Annotated in this window: 16 protein-coding genes; 1 reads left to right on the plus strand and 15 read right to left on the minus strand. The window is 53.2% G+C overall.

Annotated features, from left to right (window positions below):
• Positions 1–156 precede the first annotated feature (156 nt).
• The 15 genes from NYE70_RS20035 to NYE70_RS20105 all read right to left on the minus strand — a co-directional run bounded on the left by NYE70_RS20035 (position 157) and on the right by NYE70_RS20105 (position 22,382).
• Positions 157–1,362: a response regulator gene (locus tag NYE70_RS20035; protein WP_341047741.1), complete on the minus strand. Its 1,206-nt coding sequence runs from the start codon at positions 1,360–1,362 to the stop codon at positions 157–159.
• Positions 1,363–1,364: 2 nt separating this feature from the next.
• The gene (locus NYE70_RS20040) at positions 1,365–3,128 is read right to left on the minus strand and encodes a sensor histidine kinase (protein ID WP_341047743.1); all 1,764 of its coding nucleotides are present in this window, start codon (positions 3,126–3,128) and stop codon (positions 1,365–1,367) included.
• Between the two features lie 270 nt (positions 3,129–3,398).
• Positions 3,399–4,223 (minus strand): carbohydrate ABC transporter permease, encoded by an 825-nt coding sequence (locus NYE70_RS20045; RefSeq protein ID WP_341047745.1) that lies wholly within the window; start codon positions 4,221–4,223, stop codon positions 3,399–3,401.
• A gap of 15 nt (positions 4,224–4,238) precedes the next feature.
• Positions 4,239–5,129: a carbohydrate ABC transporter permease gene (locus tag NYE70_RS20050; protein WP_341047747.1), complete on the minus strand. Its 891-nt coding sequence runs from the start codon at positions 5,127–5,129 to the stop codon at positions 4,239–4,241.
• A gap of 89 nt (positions 5,130–5,218) precedes the next feature.
• On the minus strand, positions 5,219–6,571 hold the full coding sequence (locus tag NYE70_RS20055) for an extracellular solute-binding protein (protein ID WP_211021855.1): 1,353 nt from the start codon (positions 6,569–6,571) through the stop codon (positions 5,219–5,221).
• 481 nt (positions 6,572–7,052) lie between these two features.
• Positions 7,053–10,163 (minus strand): VWA domain-containing protein, encoded by a 3,111-nt coding sequence (locus NYE70_RS20060; protein WP_341047750.1) that lies wholly within the window; start codon positions 10,161–10,163, stop codon positions 7,053–7,055.
• Entirely contained in the window at positions 10,147–12,135 is a 1,989-nt protein-coding gene (locus NYE70_RS20065; RefSeq protein WP_341047752.1) for a vWA domain-containing protein, read from the minus strand. Before NYE70_RS20065 ends, NYE70_RS20060 begins: the two co-directional genes overlap by 17 nt.
• A 57-nt stretch (positions 12,136–12,192) precedes the next feature.
• On the minus strand, positions 12,193–13,122 hold the full coding sequence (locus tag NYE70_RS20070) for a DUF58 domain-containing protein (protein WP_341047754.1): 930 nt from the start codon (positions 13,120–13,122) through the stop codon (positions 12,193–12,195).
• Positions 13,119–14,108: an AAA family ATPase gene (locus NYE70_RS20075; protein ID WP_341047756.1), complete on the minus strand. Its 990-nt coding sequence runs from the start codon at positions 14,106–14,108 to the stop codon at positions 13,119–13,121. Before NYE70_RS20075 ends, NYE70_RS20070 begins: the two co-directional genes overlap by 4 nt.
• A gap of 26 nt (positions 14,109–14,134) precedes the next feature.
• On the minus strand, positions 14,135–15,850 hold the full coding sequence (locus NYE70_RS20080) for a phage tail tape measure protein (RefSeq protein ID WP_341047758.1): 1,716 nt from the start codon (positions 15,848–15,850) through the stop codon (positions 14,135–14,137).
• Between the two features lie 72 nt (positions 15,851–15,922).
• Entirely contained in the window at positions 15,923–16,867 is a 945-nt protein-coding gene (locus NYE70_RS20085) for an ABC transporter permease (protein WP_341047760.1), read from the minus strand.
• Positions 16,851–17,792, minus strand: coding sequence for an ABC transporter ATP-binding protein (locus NYE70_RS20090; RefSeq protein ID WP_341047762.1), 942 nt, complete (start codon positions 17,790–17,792; stop codon positions 16,851–16,853). The genes NYE70_RS20085 and NYE70_RS20090 overlap by 17 nt, the downstream gene beginning before the upstream one ends.
• Positions 17,789–20,167 carry a DUF7408 domain-containing protein gene (locus tag NYE70_RS20095; protein WP_341047763.1) on the minus strand — a complete coding sequence of 793 codons (2,379 nt, stop codon included), beginning with the start codon at positions 20,165–20,167 and terminating at the stop codon, positions 17,789–17,791. Before NYE70_RS20095 ends, NYE70_RS20090 begins: the two co-directional genes overlap by 4 nt.
• 150 nt (positions 20,168–20,317) lie before the next feature.
• Positions 20,318–21,217 (minus strand): formyltetrahydrofolate deformylase, encoded by a 900-nt coding sequence (purU, locus tag NYE70_RS20100; RefSeq protein WP_211021836.1) that lies wholly within the window; start codon positions 21,215–21,217, stop codon positions 20,318–20,320.
• Between the two features lie 52 nt (positions 21,218–21,269).
• Positions 21,270–22,382 (minus strand): deoxyribonuclease IV, encoded by a 1,113-nt coding sequence (locus tag NYE70_RS20105; protein WP_341047766.1) that lies wholly within the window; start codon positions 22,380–22,382, stop codon positions 21,270–21,272.
• A 216-nt stretch (positions 22,383–22,598) separates the two neighbouring features.
• Between NYE70_RS20105 and NYE70_RS20110 the strand changes: the two genes are divergently transcribed.
• Positions 22,599–23,069, plus strand: coding sequence for a DUF2621 domain-containing protein (locus NYE70_RS20110; protein ID WP_211021831.1), 471 nt, complete (start codon positions 22,599–22,601; stop codon positions 23,067–23,069).
• The last annotated feature ends 86 nt before the right edge of the window (positions 23,070–23,155 follow it).

Raw genomic sequence — 23,155 nt, forward strand, 5'->3', positions numbered from 1 at the left:
TTCTTTTCCTCCTTGGTCATGGAAAAATTCTTGTGCACAAAGAAAGGCTTAAGCTTGCTAAGTAAAACATTCAAATTGAAATGATCATTTTGACTTTATCTATTGTAACACTTCATGCATCCGTTTTCCATACCCATCTTTGACACTTGCTACCTCTTATAGCTTTCCCTCTCTTGGCACAAGAATATTTATGTTTTGCTGCTGACGGTATTCGGTAGGCGTCATCTGGACCCGTTTCCTGAAGACTTGGGTAAAGTGGCGCATATCCTGATAGCCGACGCGCTCGGCGACCTCCGCCAGCCGGAACTTCGGATTCATGAGCAGCAGCTTGGCCTGCTCAAGCCGCAAGGTCGTGACGTATTCCTTATACCCCTGACCTGTGATTTGCTTGAACAGCTGGCTGAAATAAGCCGGATTCAAAAAGACCGCCGCAGCGGTTTTTTCTAAGGACAGATCCTCGCAATAATGCTTTTTAATATACTCCAGGGCGACATCGATCGCTTTCTCTCCGCTCCCTTTTAGCGGCTCCAATTCGGAAGCCTGGGACATGCAAGCCTGTCTCATCTGAAATACCAGCTTAGGTATCATCTTTATATCGCGGTTTTGTCCGGACACGACGATCTGAAACGGCACTTTCAAGTAATGGGACAAATGCGCCTTGACCTTCTCTTGAAAATCCTCGATTCCGCCCCGTCTCTCAAGTGTGAACAAGCCTAGCAGACTTGTTTGGTCATAGCTGATGACAAAGCCGCGCCCATGCCCGTCGATCAACTCCGATAACACATTCTCCACGATAAAATGCTCCAGCCTGACGCTACGATCCCCGGCATTCATCTGGACGAGCAGCAGATAATAATCATGATATTCCTGGATAAAAGAGCCCATATCCAGATTGCCGACGTCCAGTCCGAATGCCAACCGTTGAAACACGCCTTCCCGTAAATATTTCAGGTTGGCTATCAGCCGCGCACGCTCTTTTGATTCTTCGCTTTCAAGTGCGATTTCCTGTGCAAGGCCGGCAATGACCTCATAGAGCCGATCCTTACCGATCGGCTTCAGCAAATAATCCCGGGCTCCCAGCCGCACCGCCTCCTGAGCATAGGAAAACTCACTATGTGCCGAAATCACGACCCATTTCACATGAGGATATTTGCGCTTCATAATCTTCATGAATTCCAGCCCGTTGATTCCCGGCATCAAAATATCGGTCAACACGATGTCGATCCGCTGTTCACCCATCAGCTTGACCGCTTCCTCCGTCGATGCCGCCACATAAAGTCCAAAATCCGGCCAATTCCTCCGGATGCTCCGCCGGACGCCTTCCCGGATCGCCCTTTCGTCGTCGGCAATTAAAATGTCCAAGCTCATCGCTCCTTTCCTGTCAGCGACAGCGGCATGACGATCGCAACCTGCGTCCCTTTTCCGGGAGCGCTTTCGATTTGCAGACCGCCGGCTTCCCCGAACATGTACTTCAGCCTGCGATGCAAATTCTGCAAGCCGATCCCCGTCTTGCCCGTCTCTTTCGGCCCCTCCTGATTTAACGACAGCTTCAACCGGTTCAATTGCTCCGGGTCCATTCCGTTTCCGTTGTCTTCTACGATAATCTTTAAAGCATCATCCTCTTGCAGCGTATAAACCTTCAATTTTCCACGTCTGCCCATCGGTTCCAGACCATGCTTCACCGCATTTTCAATGACAGGCTGCACCGTCATTTTCGGCAGCCGATAATCAAGCCAGCGCTCTTCCAGCTCCGTTTCAATCTGAAGCCGCCCCTCGAACCGGATCGTAATGATCTTCAAATAATGACCGGTCTGCTCCAGTTCCTCGCGCAGTGTGACTTCCGCGCCTTCCTCCCACTGGCTGCTATAGCGGAACATCGAGGATAGGGACAGTACGAGTTCCCCGAGCGGATCCTCCCCTTTTTCATCGAGCATCCAATAAATCATGTCCAGCGTATTGTACAAAAAATGCGGATTGACCTGGGATTGCAAAGCGTGGATTTCGGCGTTTTTTTCGCTGACCGACGAAATTTTCACCCGCTCAATGAGCTCCTCGATCCGATTGACCATCCTGTTGAAGGAAGCAACAAGAATATTAATTTCCTGATAGGAAGATACTTTCAACATCCCCCGGAAATTCCCGATCTCTACCATCTTCATCTCCCGGATCAGTTTTTTGAGCGGGGAACTGAACGACCGCGAGATAATGGAAGCGATTAAGGCAGACACTAGAATAAGGATCGATATAACGATGAGCAGGTAACGCTTCATCTCCACCAATTCCACATTGAGGTCGCGATTCGGCGTCATGCTGGCAACGGACCAGCCTGAGAACGGCAGTCTTGAAGCGACGATCAGATGCTTTGAATCCTGCTGCACGAGAACGTTGCCCGTAGGGGCATCAAAGGGCAGGCTTTCGAGTTCCGGCGGCAGCTCCTTACCCGAAGACACGGCGCGGCCATCCTGGGATACCAGAAACACCTCGCTATGTTCACCCAGCTTCAAATTATCCAGGGCATTCAAAATCGGCTCCGGGTTCATTTCATAGAGCACGATGCCGATGGGTTTATGCTCATCCAAATCATAGATTTGCCGCCCAAACGAAAATACGGGGCTATCCTCCACTTGATCGATCAAGGAATGCTCGTACACGCCGAGCCAGACCATTTTTCCCGATGAATCCTTCAACTGCCGATACCATTCCTCTTCCCGATAATTCGGCTTGACGACGTTCATATAATTTCCGTAGTTATATACTTTGCCCTTATTGGTGATCACGTGGATGCCAACCAAATCATCCCGCGAATAAAATATAGCTCCGATAATATTCGTAATTCTTTGCTCGTTAATAAATTCTACCGCCGGCTCATCGCTGGTTTCATTCAACAGCCGGATCATTTCGAAATTGTTGCTGAGCGATTTGGATAGACTGTCGTAGCCCTGATACATCAAACTGAACAATCCCGCGGTTTGAGCCACGTTTTTTTGCGATAAATCGCTTATTTTTTCGTGAAACTGATCCGTAGTCCGATTGTAGTAAAGCAGGCTTACTACGAGCACACAGCCGGACATGCAAAAAAGAAACAGCAAAAACAGGCGATGGTGTATGGAACGAAAACCGGTAGGCATGGATAACCTCCTTCCATCGATGTTTTGCTGCTCTTATAGAGGTTGTTCAAAAAGCCATCTTTTGATCACGAAGTGTTTCGAGATATGGATTCGACATCGAATCTTGCGTTCACCCTCGAAGTCCGGTACTCATGTAGGGTTTGCCTACACTCCGTTCCTCCTTCTTCGGGTTCTCGCAACCTTCTCGGTGCTGAAAAGCTTACTTTTTGAACTCGCACTTATATTATAAATAAATAGGTTAAAATTGTAACGAATAGATCCATGCATTTATTAGCCTTTTACCGCGCCTGCAACCATCCCTTTCGTAATTTGTCCCGACAGGAAGAAATAGATCAGAATGACGGGCAGCGCCCCCATCACCAGAAACGCGCCGATGTTGCCGTAATTGACGGAATACTGGCTGACGAAGGTGTAAACCCCGAACGGCAAAGTTTTCAATCTCTCGGAAGAAATAAATGTCGCCGCCAAAATATACTCGTTCCAGATCGTGATAAAGGTCAGAATGCACACGGTCATCATCGGCGGAATAGATACCGGCACAATAATGCTGCGGAAAATCCGGTAAATGCTCGCTCCGTCAATATAGGCCGACTCCTCGATCTCAGGAGGAATGCCTTTCATGAATCCGCTAAGGATAAAGACGGCGATCGGAGTGGAGAAGGCGATATAAGGCAGAATCAGCGATAAATGCGTGTTCAAGATATCAACATTTTTGAAGATGACCATCAGCGGGAGCAGGGTTGCCTGCATGGGGATCATCATGCCCATCAAGAAGACGGTCATCACCACCGTTCCGTACTTCCAGCGAAACCGGGAGATCGCGTAAGCCACCATGGAGCTCAGAAGTATCACGCATATCATTGTAACCCCGGTCACCAAAACGCTGTTGGACAAATATTTCAAGTAATTTCCAGCCTCATAAGCTTCTTTGTAGTTCTGCCATTGAGGCGCATTCGGTAGTGAAAAGAAGCTCCCGTCCAAGATCTCCTCATTCGTTTTCAAAGAATAGAACAGCAACCATAGAAGCGGGTAAAGCTGAGTAACAACAGGGATTGCGAACAGGAGATACACGACTCCCTTTTTGAATTTCAACATATCGTGCACTCCTTCCTAGCTGTATCTATTTTCAAGCTTATTGAAAAAGAAATTGATAACGACCGTGAACAACAGGCATACCGCTACCAGGAAGGTCGCAATCGCACTACCGTACCCGTACTTCAAGGACAGGAACGAGCTGTTGTACATATGCGTTGAAATGACGTCGGTCGCATGAGCCGGTCCTCCGCCTGTCATGACCATGACCATGTCGAAGGCCTGCAACGAGCCGATAAAAGCAAGAACTATCGATATTTTAAAAATAGGAACTATGAGCGGCATCGTAATGAAACGATCTGCTTTAAAGCCTTCGGCTCCGTCGATTTTGGCGGCTTCATAAATCTCTTCCGGTATATTGGTTACCCCGGTATATTGAATCAGCAGATGGTATCCGAAGTACTGCCAGAGCGAAACGAGATAAATGCTGTACATGGCGATGCTCGGCTCCGTCAGCCAATTATGCGTCCAGTTGTCCAAACCAAGGGAGACCAGCACGCCGTTCAGCATGCCGCCCATGGAGATAGGGTTATAGATGGTTTTCCATAGCTGGCCGATAATAACGACCGATAAAATAACGGGTGTAAAATAAATGGACGCCAGTCTGCTGCCATTTTTCAAATAACGGTGAAGCAAAATCGCCATCCATAAACAGAGCGGAATTTCCAGCATGGAGGCCAGCGCGTAGAGCAGCGTCCGTCTGACCGACGGCCAGAAAACAGGATCATTCGCAAACATATCCCGGAAGTTGGCCAGGCCGATAAATTCCGCATTCGCGATGCCGTCCCATTTTAGCAGTCCGCTATAAAAGGAAACCAGGATCGGTACAAAAACAAGGCACACATAAAGCAGCAAACACGGCAATACGAAGACGGCTATTGTTCCGGCGGGTACCTTGAGAACTTTCATCTTATTTCGCCCCTTCATATAAATTCGATGCGGAGAAGCACGAAGCTGCCCCGCATCGACGGTATAACGCGCTCGGAATCCGTGATTCCTTATTCCTTGTTGGCCTCAAAAGCCGCTTGATGCTCTTTCGCCACTTGAGCGGAGTCAACCTTTTGTACGAAGAGGTTCTGGATGCTGCTGAGATGCACTTGGGCCGTAGCCGGATTCATCGTATTGTCAAACGCCAGGTCGCCGCCTTTAACGTTATTGAACAGCTCTGCGACCTCGATCGCCAGATCGGAATAACCGGCCGCCTTCAGGTCACCGTCCACTTTTTGGCCAAGACCGACCGCATTTTTGAATTCAAATTGCTTCTTCGGAAAATTGAGAGCGAAGTAGTTAAGGAAGTCTTTCGTTTCTTGCAGATGCTCGCTGTTTGCGGATATGGCGAACGCACTGCCCGGCGCCAGCATAAATTCATCAGGATCGCCCTTGCCGTTTACGGTCGGGAATTGGAATGCTCCAACTTTGCCCGCCACGGAGGAAGCATCGATCGCTCCGGTCTCCCAGGAACCGATCACCCACATGGCCGCTTTGCCCGATTTAAAAATATTGCCCCCGGCATTGGCATCGATCGAAGTCGCTCCGTCCGGGAACGCGCCGGCTTGTACCAGCTCCTGGAAGCTGTCCACCGCTTCGATGAACGCAGGATCTTCAAATGTTTTTTTGCCGTCCATCACATCCTGCAGGAATCCGGGACCTCCATTCGTGCGGAGCAAAATATTCATGAACAGGAACGAACCGGTCCAGGAGTCCTTCTCCCCGATCGCAAGCGGGGTAATTCCTTTTGCTTTCAGCGTTTTAACTGTGTTCAGGAATTCTTCATAAGTCGTAGGGGTATTGGCGATTCCGGCTTGCTCGAACAATTCCTTGTTATAATACACGACTTCAATATTGTTGCCGTCCGGCAGGGCGTACACATTGCCATCGAAGCTGTAGTAATCCAGCAATCCGCTTTGGTACGTATCCTTCAGCCCGTTTTGATCCAGCATATCGTTCAGCGGCGCGAACAATTTCGCATCTACGAACGGCTTCATTTGCGCCGCCGGGTTGACGATCGTGATGTCCGGCACTTCCTTGGAAGCGGCTTGTGTTTTCAGTTTTACTTTTTGCTGGTCCGTATTGAGCGTATCCAGTTCGATGTGGATATTGGGGTGATCCGCCTCATACTGTTTGACCAGTTCATTTAATGTCTTGTGCGAAGGGGTCGTCGGGTCTGGATAAATGTTTTGGAAAGTAATTGTGATCTTCTTGTCACTGCTGCTGCCTTGCACAGCCGCGCCATTGTTTTTCTCGGTTGCGGCGGTATCGCTCTTGCCGCTATTTCCGCAAGCCGCTAGACTTAGCGCCATCACTGCGGCCAAGATTACCGCCAATGGCTTCAATGCTGCTCTTTTTACCATTCATTCATGCCCCCTAGATTCAAGATAGGTCAATTATTGCTCCCTAAAACGCTTTCAACAAGGCGTGAAATTTGGGATTCAGGTTTGTTTTTTTCAGGTATCATTCGAAAGAAGAAAAACAAAAACAGCCCCAAACAATTGGAGCTGTTGGTACAAGCATATTCAGTGGATGTAATAAGGACAGCCTGTATTACGAAAATGTCCGCCTAGCGTGGAAAAAACCTTTAATTTGTCTTTCAAAGAGTGGACACTTTTCCGTGAAAGAGATATCAGCGCCTCGGGTCTAGCAAGTCCGTATATAGTATTAATTATGATGAAGGGTATCTATATATGGATTAGATGACTTTGAGGGTCTCTACTCTCCTTTTGTCCTCTTTTGAAAAGAGATTTTGAGGTTTTGTCCACGAAGGGCGGACAAAGGATGTATTTAGCATAATATCGCGGTAAATCGCCCAGTCAAATCGAAATAAAACCTGCGAGACTAGCGCCGGCCGCGCCGTTTGGCATCCAAAAGGCGGCCAAGACGATCGCTCCCCGTCCCGCCCTGGGACGATGTGCCGTTTTGGTCAGGCTCGGCCGTCTCCCGCGGAGGGGAAGGCGGTGATGATGGGCCTGGAGCCTGAGGACCGGCCGATGGCGGAGATGGCTTGGCTGTCGGCGATGCGCCAGGCGATGGTTTGGCTGTCGGCGACATGGTCGGTGGCGACGATGCAGCCGATGGCGACGGTGCGGCCGGTGGCGACGGTGCAGCCGGTGGCGGAGCGTTACGCGACGGCGATTTGGCCGTCGGTGACATGGTAGGCGACGCCGTCGGTGCAGCTCCCGGCTGGGCCGCGGGTCCGGACGCAGGCGGCATGCCGCCGCGTTCCGTGCCGTCGCCGCCCGCGCCGTAAAAGGCGGCCGCGCGCGATTTACGCGCGGCGAGCCGGGCGAGCCCGGCATCCGCGGCAGCGCCTGCGGATACACCGGGCTGCGCAGCCGCCGCAAGCGCGCGGGCGCGGCGGCGCCAAGGCATGGCCGCGGCGATGGCCTCCGCCACGCGGCCCCAAGGCAGCGCCAGACGCCGCACGGCGACGTCGGCGAGCCAGAGCAGGAGCGCCGCACCCAGCAGCGGGCGCTCCCATCCGCGCAGCGACCGCGTCGGCTGCGCGGTGAACTGGAACGCCGCCTCCGGCTTGTTCCAGTCCAAGACGCGGCCGCCAGTCAGCTCGGCCACGGCCTGCAGCGTATCCTCCGGCTCGGCCGGGGGCAGCCGGTATTCCGGCGAATACGGGATGACGAAGCCGGTTCCCTGCATCCCGGCCGTTTCGCCCTCATCCCCGTCGGCTCCGCTCGGGTTCCGCAGCTGAAGCAGGAAGGATCCCGAAGACCTCACCGCCATACTCCCTTCGTATACGCCCGGGGAAACCTGGGTGAGCGGGACGCGCTCCTCGCCTCCGTCTTCCCCGCTGACCAGCGCTTCAAGCTCCTCGGGAGCTTCGGCGCCCTCTGCCGTCACTTCGAAGGTCACCTCATTACCGTTGACGGTAGTGTTGACTTCATAAGGCGAAGCCGCAAACTGCGGAAACGTCCACTTCACCATATCGGCGAAAAATCCGGGAAAACGGCTCCATTTCACGAAATCGCGTGACCATTTGCCCGTCAGATCGCTGGTCCAGGCCACGGTCCGCCCCGATCCGTACTGCCATCTTGCCAGCAGCGGGTCCGGTTCCGGGCTGGACAATACCGTTTGGGCCGTCATTTTCGGTGTTGCAGCTACGTAGCCGTAAATGCTAGGCAATCCGTCATGGAACCAGCCGCTCCAGTCCCCGGGCTGAACAATAGAGGGAACAAACGGCTTGTCCTCAATATAGGTTCTGGCGATCATGGCCGCCTCCCGGCTAAAAATAGCCGGAAGCGTCGTTGCGTCCTTCACAAGGTAATACCGTCCCTTTGCCCCGGCGGCCAGACTTTGCAGAAGATTGACATCGGCATCGTCCCCCACGGCCACGGTCGACATCGTGATTTTCCCGTCCGTCATCGTCTTCAGCAGGTCATCATATCCCGAATTCACAGCGGATTGTCCGTCCGTCAGCAGAATAATATGCTTTCGCTGGGCCTGAACGTTCAGTATTTCCTCCGTAGCTGCCGATACCGCCGGAAAAATATTCGTTCCGCCCGCGCTTGGAATACTGTTTATTTTTGCGATTACGCCGTCTTTGTCATCCAGCTTCTGCGGCTCGACCACCCACCAGGGCTGATCGTCAAAAGCCACCACGCCCACGGTATCCTTGGGCCTTAGCAGCTCCACGGTGCGGATCGCCGACTCTTGAGCCAGCTTCAGCTTGTCCCCTCCCATACTGCCTGAACGGTCGATCACGAGGATCAAGCCCAGCGAGGGGATTTCCCGCTTGCCTTCCAATTCCATGGATACGGGAAGCAGCTTCTCGATCGGGGTTTTGAAGTAACCGCCCATTCCGAAGCTTTCCTCCCCGCCGATCATCATGAATCCGATGCCGTAAGAACGGACCGCTTGTTCAATCAAATCCATCTGCTTGCCGCCGACCTGTTCACCGGAGACGTTATTAAACAAAATGCTTTCGTAACCCGCATACTTAACGAGCTCCGACGGCAGCATGCCCGGGCCGATCACCGTATGATCGATCAACCCGGAAGCCAGGGCATTTTCCAGGTTGGAGGAGGTTCCTTGCTTTCCCTCAACAATTAACACCTTCGGGCTCCCCGTAACCCGGGTGATTGCATAACTGGCATTGTTCGCCGATTGCTCGTCGCCGTCCACATAGATTTCTGCACGGTAACGGTGCAAGCCCGGATCTTTGGCCAATCCCTGGAGCGAAAAAAGATTCTCCCCGCGTTCCAGTGTGACGTTCTGCCTTCCGATCTCCCGGTTGTCCTCATACAAACGAAGCTCTCCGGCTCCGGCAAACGTACTTCGGATCAGCACTTCAAAAGCAAACGCCTCCGCGCGGTACAGCTTCTCAGGTACATGAAAAGCCTCTACCGCGGCATCATTCAACTCCGGCGGCACCGCCTTCAGCACGTCTACCGCTATTCCTCGTTCCTTAAGCATAGCCGCTTCCGTAAGGACGTTTCCGACATTGTTCTCCCCATCCGATATGAGCACGATGCGCCGGTTTTCCCCGCCTCCGAACTGGCTGCCTGCAAGCTGTAGTCCTCCTGCCAGATTGGTGAACCCGGAGTTCACCGCCGCTTCGGATCTCCCCCCGGAAACGGGTGCGGTATCCAGATTTTTCTCGACGGCCGCATCCAGCCCTACGGCTACCGTTCCGACGCGGTCATCCGGTCCTTTTTCGGCGCCGGCCCTATTGATCCAGTCCCATACGGGATCCTGGTCCATCATACTGGCGGAACGATCCGCCAAGAAGATGATTTCTTTGTCCTTCACCAAAGTAAATGTATGAAATCCCGCCAACACAAGCACCAGCAAAGCAATAATCGTCGTACGTAAACCGACGGCCCACTTCCTGCGGCCCCCCTTCAGCCTGAAGTCGGTTCGATAAGCATAGAACGCTCCGATGGCAAGGGGAAGTAACAGCAGCAATACCCAGGGATGATCAAATTGAACGCCCACGCTGATACACCCCCCATTCCACTAAAATAACAAGCAGCGCCAAGAGCGCGGCAGGGTAAACCAGCGATTGCCTGCTTTTGGAGATCAGGCTGTCGGACTGTCCGGATTGCCTTCCGTTCTCCATCTGAACAGCACCTTCAACAGGCCTATCCGAAAGGTTTCCTGCTCCCTGGAGCGGCTGTATGCCTTCAAATGCGGATTCCGCCGGGTCGGCCGTTACTTGCACCAAAAAATTCCGTTCTTTCGCACCTTCCGATCCCTGAACTTCAAGACGCCACAATCCCGGAATGCCGGGAGACGTTTGACGGGAGGAGACCACGCCTTGCTTCCGCTCTGCCGTTACCTGCTCCGCCCCGGCCTGCAAAGCAAAGCCCTCCTGAGGAATCCAGGTCCCCTCGATATCATCAGCAGCGACGGGAAGATCCAACTTGGCTCCGGCCATGACACGCCCAAGACCGGTAGCTTTCCCGGTTCGCAGCCACTCCACCGCATTGTTCACCAGAATCGGAAACTCGGGACGCAGCGGAAGATCGCTGTCCTCAAGCGCAAACAGGAAAACCAGCCGGGCTACTCCCTGATCTTTTCCCGCATAAGCCGCGGGCAGGCTGCCGATTTTCAGAAGAGGTTCTCCCCATACAGGAACCTCCCTCTTCAACAATTGCCCTGTCGGCGCCTCAGATAATGACAAGTAACGAGTTACGGGATGACTTAACGTTTCCGTTTCCGCGCTTTCCGGCTGCGCTTTCTCACCTCCGCCTCCCCAAGTCCATAGCGGGGTTTCTTTCAACAGATTTCTCCATGCACCCTCCCGTGCGAAATCGGGCTCCGCACCATCGATGACGATGATATCAGGCTTGGCGTCAGGCAATGCCGGAGCTCCGGAACCGCCATTCTTGCCGGTAGAAGCACCCGGATCCATGCGCGTAACTCGGGACCCGGTCAATTGTAGCGCTTTTTCCAGAAATAGATTTCCGGAAGAAAGCAGCAGTATATTGGCCGAATCCGCCTTCTCGCGAAAGGCGTACGCTTCGTTATCCGGTGCGTAGGCATCCCCGCCGCTCAACGACAGCCTATACACTTCGGCCGAATCAAGCCGCTCGAAAGAAACCGTTGCGCTCTTCCCGCCTTCTACAACCACTTGATGGGTGGCCAACAAATGTCCGTCTCCATACAAGTCCAGCGAGGCCTCCGTTTTATCCTTCCGGTAGTTCTTCACGACGGCGACGCCCGAAACTCCGCTCTCCTCCCCGTCTTGCCTGACCCCGAATTGAACGATGGCGGTATTGCCCGCCTGCTCATCTTGAACGGAGTTCACTTGAACCGGAACATCAAACTCGACATTCCCGGAGCCGGAAACATCGGGCCACTGGCCGTCCGTATAGATCGCGACGCTTGCCTCCGGGTCGTTCCGGGTCAGAGCAGAAGCCAGAGACAGCGTCTCACGATAGGCCGCTTTTCCATAATCCGCAGACAACTCGGAGACAGCTTTCTTAAGCGCGTTCTTGTCCTTTTCCCTGGATAGCAGGACCTGAGGTTGACTTCCAAGCTTCAGCAGCGTCACCTCTTGGCCTGAAGACATCCCGTCGATGTCCTCTCTCAGCTGCTTCTTCATCCGGTCCAACTTCGTATCCTGCTTATCCTTATCCCGTTCAGCCGCACCCCAAACCGCGCTCATGCTGGCCGACGTATCGGCAATGATTACCGTATGTCCCTGGCGTCCGCCCTGGACCCATACGAAAGGCAGCATCAGCGCGGCTACCAGCAGGGCTGCGGCAAGCAGCTGAAGCCAGAGAAGCAGCCGGTTTTGAAGCTTCTGCCATGGCCGGTTGGCTTCTATATTGCGGAGAACCCGGTTCCACAGCAAATGGCTCGGAACGATCGTATCGAGATATTTTCGCTTGAATAAATACATGATGACGATGGCCGGCAAAGCCAATCCGAACCATAAACCTGCCCAAGAAGCAATCCCCATTACGCTATCCCTCCATCCCAGCTGTCCTATTGATCCCTGCGTTCTTGTTCCGCCTCATTAAAAAACGATGGCTCCCGCTCCGCGAAGCGCTTCAAAAATCCCCTTCTCCAGCGGCCAAAAGGTCGGCGTCTGTACATAACGAATGCCCCGTTCACTGCAATACCCTGAGATTTCTCCGGTATATTTAAGCAGCTCGTTCCGGTAGGCATCAAGCACCTTGCCGGTAATCGCTACCTCTTTACCCGTTCCGAGCTCACTGTCCACGAGGCGCAAGTCTCCGCTAACCTCCGGCTGAAGCTCATCCTGCGAAACGATATGAACCAGCACGATTTCCTGACCCGCCGCCAAAAAATAAGAAAGTGTAGCCTTTATTTCCTCCGTTCCGCCCTCAAACCACAAATCGGAGAAAATCCAGGTCATTCCCGGTCTAACCGGTAAGGAAGACGGAGTATGCAACGCCCGGGACATATCCCCGGTACCCGAAACCGCCGCTTCCTGCAAAAAGGAAAATAGTCTGGAAGCCGAGGCTTTTCCGCGAATACCCGGGAGCCTGTCTTCAATTCCAGCCGAAAATAAAGCAGCCTGAACACGGTCTTCGGAAGCCAGTGCCATATAACCGATGGCAGCCGCCAGCATTTTGGCATATTGCAGCTTGTTCTCCGGCCCGGTGATTCCCCCTTGATCTGATGTCGATTGACCGCCAAAATCCATGGACGCCGAAATGTCCAAGTAAAGACTCACGTACATTTCCTGCTCATCCCAGTACTGCCTTACAAAAGGCCTGCCCGTCCGGCGGTAAACGCTCCAGTCAAAACGGCGGATGTCGTCCCCCGGCGTGTACTCGCGGTAATCGGCGAATTCGAGAGAGGCGCCGAATTGCCCCGACCGCCGTTTACCCTGCACGGTTCCTCGTACTCTCCGGTTGGAATTCACCGATAACCGCTCCAGCTTGGGAAGCAGGCCGGGCGGAAGCAGCGGGCTCATCATCGGGCCCCCTCCAAAGCGGAGAGAACTTCTTCGATAATCGTGTCCGGAGAAATGCCCATCGCCTGACCTTCAAAGTTAAGAAATAACCTGTGCCGTAGTGCCGGAACGGCTACCGCCGCGATGTCTCCGGTAGAAACGTGCAGCCTCCCCTTGGAAATCGCCCGCACTTTGGCTGCCGACACGATGGACTGAATCCCGCGCGGACCGGAACCAAAACGGACATAGCTCTTTACGGCAGCCGGTGCTTCCTTCTCCTCCGGGTGGGTCATCATCAGCAAGCGGACCCCGTAATCCAGCACTTCATCAGCCAGCAGTACTTCTTTGGAGGCCTTGCGGATTGCCAGCAGCTCGGCAGCCGTTGTCTTCTTTTCAGGGACCGGCGGATTGCCCGAGGTCGTTCGCCGGACGATTTCCTTGAGTTCCTCGGGAGACGGGTAACCGACGTGGATTTTAACCATGAACCGGTCCAGCTGCGCTTCCGGCAGCGGATAGGTTCCCTCCTGCTCCAGAGGATTTTGCGTCGCCAATACAAAAAAAGGCTGGGGCAGCTTCCTGGTTTCCCCGCCGACGGTCACCGTCTGCTCCTGCATCGCTTCCAAAAGCGCGCTCTGGGTTTTCGGAGATGCCCGGTTAATCTCATCGGCCAGCACAATGCTGCTGAACACCGGGCCTGCCTGAAAGACCATGTCCGCCGTGCCCTGCGGACCGAAGCTGATGACATTCGTCCCGGTGATATCGCTCGGCATTAAATCCGGCGTAAACTGAATCCGCGAAAAAGACAGGTCCAGCGTATCGGCAATCGTCTTCACCAGCACCGTTTTTCCGAGTCCCGGAATCCCCTCAAGCAAAGCATGTCCTCCCGCAAAAATGCACCAAAGCATCTGTTCTACGACTTCCTGCTGTCCGACAATGACGCGAGAAATCTGCTCGCGTACATGATCGATCGTATCGCTCCACGATTTCACCTGGGCTGACGGTTCCAACATCACAATTCTCCTCCTCTTGTCTCGGCTTAAGGACCGGGATCTATCTCCGTAAAATAATTTTCCACCAGGCTCTGCATGCTTTGCGGAAGATCTCTTCGCTCCAGGGAACGCTTCGCCTCTGTGGCGTAGTCGCTGTATACCTCTTCATAAGGTCGGCTTACCCCGTCAAAAACGGGGGATTCCCCGCCTTTTTGCACGGTGCCTCCCGTGCTCGGCCCTCCGTCGGTTTGTACATTGCCGGCCCCTTTCAGATCGCGCGGGGTAGTCACCAGAGTTCTTCTCCCGCTGCCCAATCCTGCGCCGGCTCCCTGTCCTTGGCCTTGGCCCGTACCTTGACCCTGGCCTTGACCTTGGCCTGATCCGCTGCCGCTGCCGGTTCCGGCACCATTACCAGTGCCTTTTCCCGAGCCGGCTCCTGTCCCAGGGTTCGAACTGGCTCCTCCAGCGCCTTCCGCGCCTTGACCGGCCCCGGGATCGCTACCTGCCTCGCCTCCGGCTTCTCCCCCGCCGGCGCCCCCTTCTCCGGCGGCAAGCTGCTCGGCGCTGCCTCCCATGCTCCACGTGTCGGACACGGCAAGACCCGAGGCCGCCATTTCCTCAGCCAATCCCATGCCCTGCTTCGCCAAAGCCGTAGCGAGGGCGGCGGCAGCTTCAGCCTGCCCGGCCTCGCTATCCGACGTCTGAAGCTGCTTCTTCAAAGCTTCGGCCAGTTTCTCCAGCGCTTGATCGCTCATCACCTGGTCTCCGCTGTCGATTGCGGAAGCCGCCTGCTTCAACGCTTCCGCCAGCCGCTTGGCATCCTCATTCCCTTCCGGAGCCGATTTCGCGATCTCATCGAGAGCGTCCGCCAAGCCCTGCCGTTCCTCCGGGGTCATTCCGGGCAGCTTCTGCCGGAGCTCATCCATCTTTTGATCCAGGTTACCGGCATCTTTTTGCTCCAATGCGGAGGCAAGCCCTTCGGTTGCATGATGATTCTTCAAATCCGGAAGCCAATCACTTGTCTGCTGCTGTTTCAAATCCAGTTTTTCCTGCATCTCCTTCAGCCGCTGCATCGCCTCTTCCACGTTATCCAGCGCTTCAGCAGGCTCCCGGCTCCGATCCAAAGCTTGCCGCAAATCCGCCAGCTCCTTGGAAAGAGCATCCTTGGCCAAAGGCTCCAGCTCTTTGGTTTCGAGTTCCTGGATCCGCTTATCGGTCTCCTCTTGCTGGGCGTGAATCCATTCCCTTTCCTTCCGGTGCTGGTCAAGCACCTGATCCATCGGGTTCGGCAGGACGGATAGCAGGACGACCGCCAACGCACCAACTGCCAAAGGAACCCACCATCCTTTGCGGCGGCGAGGTGGCGGCAGGCGCCGTTTAAGCTCCTGCACATAGGCCGATCCATGTTCCTCCGCCTGCTTACGCTGCAAACGGGCCGGAAGCGAATCGTCTCCGGCAAAGGCCAGCGCTGTTGTCATAAAATCCTGTCTTTCCTTCCCCGCTTCCGGGGTATCCATTTCACGAGCAGCTTCAGCGAGCGGGATCAGGCGCAGACGTCCCCACAGCCAACCCGCCGCAGTCAGCAGGACCAGGCTTCCCAAGGCATAAAATATAACGCCTTCTATTGGACAAAGCCTCCCTGCCGCAAGCAAAAGAGAGGCGGCAAGCAGCCCGGCCAGGCAACCCTGCCTGATTCCGGCCAGTTCCCGAAACCATTGCAGACGCCGGCGCACCATGTTTAATTGATTGTTCAACTGCTCCACTTTTGCCGCCTCCTCTCCTGCTGTTGATACTCCCAATTATACTGAATTGTCATAGAGTTATAGCAAAAAGGGTTAGGTTCCCTCATCCGGATTTACCGGCTTTACTGGATTGTCCGGAATGTTGTTCTTACGCTGCTTCTTACCTCGAACCGGCCGAATGCGGCGGATGGCGATCCACAAGAATAACAGGATCACCAGACTGTAAACAACAATAAATTCCTGCCACAATTCGATAGGTGCCGAGGATTGGAGGTTGCTCCGCTGTACCATAAACGCCGATTCAGAAAACGACGGTTCGAAAATGCTGATCAGCGCCCCGGCCGGATTAAGTCCGAGCAGGTAGCCTACCCATGAATAAGCCCGCATCGGTGCGCCTGAATTGTAATAGCTGGCTCGATCTATACTCATCGCAAACAGATAAGCCAACCCGGTCACCAGAAAGATTACAAGGCCAACGCCGTAGGTCATAATTACCGACACGATCGTTCTTTTTAACAGTGTGGAGAAAAATACGCCGATCGACCCGAGCAGCAGCATCACGAACAAATAAAACAGAAACACGGATACCAGTTGGCTCGGCGATACCCCGCCGTACAAAAATACGATGCTATATACCGGCAAAGTCGCCAGGATAATCAACGTCATGAAGCTGAGCGATGAAAAGAGCTTGCTCAAAACAATAGTGGCCGAGCTTTGCTGTGTGGTGAGCAGCATATTCAGGGTTTGTTTTTCCCGCTCACCACTGATCACCCCTGCCGTCAGAGCAGGAGTCATGAACGCGATCAATACGAGCTGCGCGATGCTTAACGCGTAAAACATCATCCGGCTCACCCCGGAGTCGACTCTGCCGTTTTGAATTCCCCCGCCGGACGTCATCACGTAAATAATGCCCATCGCAAGAAGCCCCATCACAAGCACATAAGCAAATACGGAAAAAGCTGACTTGGGGGTCCGCATCCGCAAAGTAAATTCCTTGCCGAGCACGGGATTAATGAGCACTCTACGCCATTTGTTCATGATCGGCTCCCCCTTTCGTAATCTCTAGGAATACGTCCTCCAGATTGCTTTGCGCCTCATGAAAAGATATCACCTGATACCCGGCTGAAATCATGCCGCCAAGCAACCGGGACTGCTCGGCATCGCCGCCGCCGAAGTGTACGTGGATGCCGGTCTCGTCATGAAACACCTGGCTGACATGCGCCTCGTCACGAAGCCGCTCCGCCAATTCCTCCGCCCGATCGAGCACACGGATATGAAGCACTCTTTTTACTCTAAGCCGGTTTTGTATTTCACTCACTTTGCCTTGGGCGACCATGACCCCGTGCTCGATCACACCGATCTCATCCACCATTTCCGCAAGCTCCGGTAAAATATGCGACGAAATAATGATCGTTTTGCCCATCAGCTTCAATTCCTTCAGAATTTCCCGCATTTCGATCCGGGCGCGGGGATCAAGTCCCGAAGCCGGCTCATCCAGAATAAGCACTTCGGGATCATGTACAAGACAGCGGGCCAGGCACAGGCGCTGCTTCATGCCGCGCGACAAGCTATCCACATAAGCATCCTTTTTGTCGCTTAAATTGACGAGCTCCAGCAATTGCGGGATTAATTGCTCCCGCTCTGACCGCGGAATCCCGTAGCTTGCGCCATAGAAATGCAGATATTCCGTCGTCTTAAACTGATCATAAACTCCAAAAAAGTCAGGCATGTAGCCGATTCTCTTACGTACCTCATGCGGTTGTTCCGTCACCTCGAATCCGCCTACCCTGGCGCTTCCCGAGGTAGGCGCGAGCAAAGTGGCCAAAATGGACATCGTAGTTGTCTTTCCGGCTCCATTCGGGCCCACGAAGCCAAATACGGTTCCTTTGGAAATCGACAGATTGACATTCTTCAGGGCATCAAACCCGCCATAGGTTTTCGTCAAATTTTGAATTTCAATCATTTTCCGGCCTCTCCTTTCAGGGCGATTTCCGGGAGGTCGAAGGAAGTCCATTCTCCGGCCGTAATTTTGATTTTCAAGTACCCGTTTTGTAAATAGGATTTTGCGGTTGTGGTGAATTCAGCCTGGTATTTGTTCAATCCGTCCAGCTTTTCCCATGCCCCACTATCCCAATTCCAAATCATCGCGCTCGTCTGATCACCCGAATAAGTCCAGCGCAGCTCCAAATTCGAATAATGAATATCGTTGCTTTTCGGTAATTCGTACTCCAATGTAATGTCGCCGGGCGACATATTCACCCTGCCGGGCCCCTCGCTTGCCCATTCTTTGGATGTCGTTTCAGTAACCTTAGCAGCGATTAGTCCAAATGGGATCGACATTTTGCCGTTATGGGTGAAGCTTGGCGTAAAAGACTGCACAATCATATTCAGCTGCTCAGAGGCCGCTACTTTGCCGTTGACTTTATAATCACCCAGTTCTTCCTTGTTCCAGGCGAGAAATACGGGATTGCCGGAGACTAACCCGGTACCTACATATTGATTGATCATTCCACGTTGACGTTCGAGCAAATAATCGTCGTTTCTACCCGAGGTCGAGGTATGGGGAAACAAAGCTGAACCGTAATCTTGGTATACTACGGATGCAATGGAAGGGGGAACCGGAACCGATTTACCTTTAGGAATCTCTCCCAATGCATACACTTTCCCTCCGGCCAGCAAGGCTCCATCGCTCAAATCACCGTTGGTTCCGTTCGTAACCGTACCCTGCAGATTGCCCTTGTCATCATAGGAAACCTCAATCTTCATCGCTCCGGATTGGAGCGGTTCCGATTTACTCATCCATAGCTTGGCAATCGAACGGTGCGTCATATCTCTCAATTTTACATCCGTCGCCTCCGGTTTTACCCGAATCAACTGCCGGTTGGCTCCTCCCGATTGCCCGCCTCCCAATAGCCCGTCCTCTCGTGTCACGGAAACGTAAGTACCGGCCGCAAAGGTCAAATTGTAAGTGCCGCCGCGCGGTACGAACAAGGCGGTGGCTGCAGACCGCGTAGCCTGTCCCTTGCCGTCGAGTTCCACAATGCTGAGCGTATGCGTGCGTACGCTTGATTTACCGGAGGTGCCGGCAACGTAAATACCGACGCTGGCAATGACCGCAATCAGCGGAATAAGCCCCCAGGACCATTCCCGCTTATCGAATCTCTTAAGCACGTAATACAACACAGGAGCTACGATAACGGCATATCCCAGCAATAGCCAAAGCAGCAGGGAGAATGGAGGCAGCGTCAACGACGGGAACAGATCCAGTAAGTAGCTTACGCCTGACATCATGTTCGTCCCGGAGACCCAGCCTCCCATTGTGCCGGAATTCGCTGACAATTCTTCTTTTAGTACCGTATTCCATACGGCTGCATGCCCGCCCCAGCTATGCAGGGGCTCCATCGCCATATCATAGGCGGCGTATATAACCCTGCCCTTACCTGAAGCCCAGGAAGCAAACAAAGGCAGCGATTCGGACGAGATATCCGCCCGGGCCCCCTCTTTCACGACCGCGGAAGATACGGGAAAGGGTTCACTTAAAGACAGCGGCTTGCCTCCGATTTGCACCAACTCGGGGAAGGAGCGGACATCCGCGCTTCCTTTGAATTCTACGGGAGACAAGTCTTCGAACCCTTGAGCCGTTTTGGCGTAGCCTTGGCCCCCGCCAAGCACCAGCGTTCCTCCCAGGTTCACCCATGAGCGAACGGCTTCCATTTGCTTGTCGTTCAGGGTGTCTGTCGGGTAATTGTTCAACACGAGCACATCCAAGCTGGAAAGCAATACCCCGTCTTCGGGAATTTGTTCGCCCTTCAAAGGGATGATGCCTGCATTATTCCCGGTTCCATTCAAAGCCGCCAAAAAATTCATGGTGTCGGGATCGCCTGCCAATGTGCCGATCAGCGTATTTCGATTGACTGAGCTAAGCAAATAGGGCTTGCCGGTGGAAAAAGGAATATATTTGCCCGACTCGGCCGAGCCTTCGTAAAAACGAATTTCATTGTTCTTATTGTCAAAGCTGCTGCCCAAGATGCCGAACGTGACAGCCTTGGTCGTTCCTGCCGGCAAATCGACCTTTTTTATATGGGATACGCTCGTCCCGTTATAAGGATCTTCGACCTGAACCACAAGCTCCCCGGACACGTCCGTGTTACTGTTCAGCGTAATGGTCAACGGGCTCCATTCATTCATTTTCACATTGCCCTCAAAGCCGACCTCGGTTTGAATGCCGATCGCCGGTCCCGCCGCGGAAGCCGGCTGCGGAACAAAAGCTCCGAGCCCAGTCATAACCGCAAGCACGAACAGGACAAGGGCCGAGCATCGTTTTATTGAAAAAAACACAGGACGTTCCCCTCTCTCCGATATGTATTTGCCTGAAATCCCTTCATATCCTTAACGAAAACCGGGATAAAAAAGTTACCCCGAAAACAAAAACCGCGCGGCATGTGAACTCCTGTCTGCCGCGCGGTTGGTTGATCTGTATCAAGCTTTTTAATTAAATACGACGGTTTTGTTCTGATGCACGAGAATCCGGTCCTCGATGTGCCACTTCACGGCTCTAGCCAGCACGACACGTTCGATCGTCCGGCCGATCCGTTTCAGCTCGCTGACATTATCGCGGTGGCTAACCCGCTGAACGTCCTGCTCGATAATCGGTCCCCCATCCAGTTCCTCCGTTACGTAGTGGGCGGTGGCGCCGATGATTTTCACACCGCGTTCATAGGCTTGGGCGTACGGTTTGCCACCGACAAATGCCGGAAGGAAGGAATGATGGATGTTGATGATCCGGTTCCGGTAGGGCTGAATCAGAGCTGGAGATACGATCTGCATATATCTTGCCAGCACGATCAAATCGACCTTTCCGTTGACGAGGTCAAGCTGCTTCTGCTCAGCTTCAGGTTTCGTATCCGGCGTAACCGGGATATGATGGTACGGAATTCCGAAGGATTCCACGTATTCCTTCATGTCGGGATGGTTACTGACGACCATAGAAATCTCTGCATCCAGATCTCCGGCCTGCCACTGCCACAACAGCTCGACCAGGCAATGGTCTTCCTTGGAAACGAAGATGGCCAGTTTTTTCTTATGGCTAAGCTGATACAGATTCCACTGCATCTCGAACTTGTCCGCGATAGACCCGAAATCTTCTTTCAGCCCGTCCACCCGGTCTTCCAATTGCTCCAGGTCGAATTCGATCCGCATGAAAAACATGCCGCCCTCCGGATCCATCGTATACTGGTCCGACTGAACGATGTTCGCGCCGTGTTCATGGAGAAATTGCGACACCGCGGCTACGATGCCGGGGCCGTCGGGACAGGATATCAGCATCCGCGCCCGATTGTTCTCATATGGTTTAACAGGGCGTCCGCCCGTTTTTACGTGTGTATCCATCGTTTTCTAAATCCCCCTGTGTCTTATGTGTATCTGTTGGCAACGAATACGATCAATGCCCTGTAGACAGCCAGGCCAGCAGGCGCTGATTAATCTGCTCCTCGTTATAATCCGGGAACAAATTCGCTGCGGCTATGAGATCGTACAGTCGTTCCATCGGCTCGCGCGGATCCGCCTTTTTCGCCTTGGCGTCGCTCTTGAGCAAGTTCCATGTATCAAGCACAAAAGCCCGCGGATGGATGTCTTGTCCGGCAAAAAAGGACCCGAGCTGCTCTATTTCGGTGAGCACATTCTCGCCAAATCGAGCGGCGACATCGCCCCGAAGCAATGCGATTTCCATTTCGTACATCGGACGCTGGGTTTTAGCGTCTTTGCCTACCCAAGGTGTCTCGAGAATGAAAGGCCGCCCTTGCAGCGCCTCATGGTGAACGACCCGGTTAATCGCTTCAAAACCGATCCAACCCGTTCCGATTGGAGTATGGCGGTCTTTGTGCGCGCCGATCGGATTCTTGCTGTCATTGATATGAACGACCGCAAGCCGGTTAAGTCCGATAAGATCATCAAACTGGCGAAGCACGCCGTCGAGATCATTCACGATGTCATAGCCAGCGTCATGAATATGGCAGGTGTCCATGCAAATGGTCAGCCGTTCGTTGTGCTGCACCTTATTAATGATCGCCGCAATTTCTTCGAAGGTGCGTCCGACCTCGGTACCTTTGCCTGCCATCGTCTCGAGCGCAATGTTGACATCCGTTTCATTCGTGCCGTTCAGCACTTCATTTAAGCCTTCGGCAATCCGTTCCACACCGTATTCGGCGTCTTTATCGGTAAAAGCTCCTGGATGCAGCACGATGTTGCGCACGCCAAGGGCATGGGTCCGGCGGATCTCCTCCTGCAAGAAATCGACCGCAAGCTGATACGTATTCGATTTATAGGACCCGAGATTAATAATGTAAGGGGCATGGACGACGATTTCGTCGATTCCGGCTGCCTCCATCGCCGCTTTCCCAGCTTCGATATTCATCGATTCGATCGGCTTGCGCCGCGTATTTTGCGGTGCACCGGTATATATCATAAACGAGCTGGAGCCGTAAGAAGCGGCCTCCGCAGTTGCGCTTAACAGCCCTTTGTCCGAGAATGAGACATGGGAGCCTATTTTAAGCATTTTCATTTCCCCCTTTTGGACAGTAAATCGCTAAACAACCCTATTTTATCTTGAAAATCGAAATAAAGCTAGCCGAGGCGGACAATACCGAAACATTTGGAAGGGTCCTAATAAATGTTCCTCCGAATCTATAGAAGTGTCGAAATAATCGTGTAAATACGGTATAATTTTTATCAATTACAAATATCACATGAAGAATATCGAGGTGTGAAGTCCATGCTGAACAACGCTTTGCTGCTCCCGCTGTCTTCGGAGGGACCGAGCAACTTATTTTTAAACAGTATTGTCTTCTGGGGATTCGTGCTGCTAGGATTGATGGTCATCGGCGGATTTTTTATGTTCCGCAAATTTTTGAAGGTGCTTCCCAAAGCGGATGGCAAGTCTAAACTGGACTGGCAAAATCACTGGGTCGAAACAAGCCGCCATTTATGGACGGACGAGGCCAAAGCTTTCTTGACCATGCTGGTACAGCCTGTACCAGGACCGTTCCGCGATATCGCCAAGCACTCGATTGCCGCCGAAATCGGCAGAATCGCGCTTGAGGAGAAGGCTTCCGAGGTGACTCGGGATCATTGCATCAAAGGATATATTTCTGCAACCCCGAAAAGAGATAACAAGTTTCTGATTACCTTTCTGGAGAAGAACCAGATCGATTACCAGCCTTACCGGCATTTGATGAACAAATAAGTGCGGCACAAAAATGCATCCGGCCTGACGAACCTAGGCACCGGATGTTTTTTGCTTTATAGCAGGATGAACCGTTCGGTGTAATA

It is taken from the genome of Paenibacillus sp. FSL R5-0407, from assembly GCF_038009185.1.
Taxonomy (GTDB): domain Bacteria; phylum Bacillota; class Bacilli; order Paenibacillales; family Paenibacillaceae; genus Fontibacillus; species Fontibacillus vini.

Excerpts from the sequence above, each read along its gene's own strand:
- NYE70_RS20085 (WP_341047760.1), bottom strand. The coding sequence starts at position 16,867 with ATGAACAAATGGCGTAGAGTGCTCATTAATCCCGTGCTCGGCAAGGAA.
- NYE70_RS20040 (WP_341047743.1), bottom strand. The coding sequence starts at position 3,128 with ATGCCTACCGGTTTTCGTTCCATACACCATCGCCTGTTTTTGCTGTTT.
- NYE70_RS20075 (WP_341047756.1), bottom strand. The coding sequence starts at position 14,108 with ATGTTGGAACCGTCAGCCCAGGTGAAATCGTGGAGCGATACGATCGAT.
- NYE70_RS20105 (WP_341047766.1), bottom strand. The coding sequence starts at position 22,382 with ATGCTTAAAATAGGCTCCCATGTCTCATTCTCGGACAAAGGGCTGTTA.
- NYE70_RS20065 (WP_341047752.1), bottom strand. The coding sequence starts at position 12,135 with ATGGGGATTGCTTCTTGGGCAGGTTTATGGTTCGGATTGGCTTTGCCG.
- purU (WP_211021836.1), bottom strand. The coding sequence starts at position 21,217 with ATGGATACACACGTAAAAACGGGCGGACGCCCTGTTAAACCATATGAG.
- NYE70_RS20070 (WP_341047754.1), bottom strand. The coding sequence starts at position 13,122 with ATGATGAGCCCGCTGCTTCCGCCCGGCCTGCTTCCCAAGCTGGAGCGG.
- NYE70_RS20050 (WP_341047747.1), bottom strand. The coding sequence starts at position 5,129 with ATGAAAGTTCTCAAGGTACCCGCCGGAACAATAGCCGTCTTCGTATTG.
- NYE70_RS20110 (WP_211021831.1), top strand. The coding sequence starts at position 22,599 with ATGCTGAACAACGCTTTGCTGCTCCCGCTGTCTTCGGAGGGACCGAGC.
- NYE70_RS20055 (WP_211021855.1), bottom strand. The coding sequence starts at position 6,571 with ATGGTAAAAAGAGCAGCATTGAAGCCATTGGCGGTAATCTTGGCCGCA.
- NYE70_RS20045 (WP_341047745.1), bottom strand. The coding sequence starts at position 4,223 with ATGTTGAAATTCAAAAAGGGAGTCGTGTATCTCCTGTTCGCAATCCCT.
- NYE70_RS20090 (WP_341047762.1), bottom strand. The coding sequence starts at position 17,792 with ATGATTGAAATTCAAAATTTGACGAAAACCTATGGCGGGTTTGATGCC.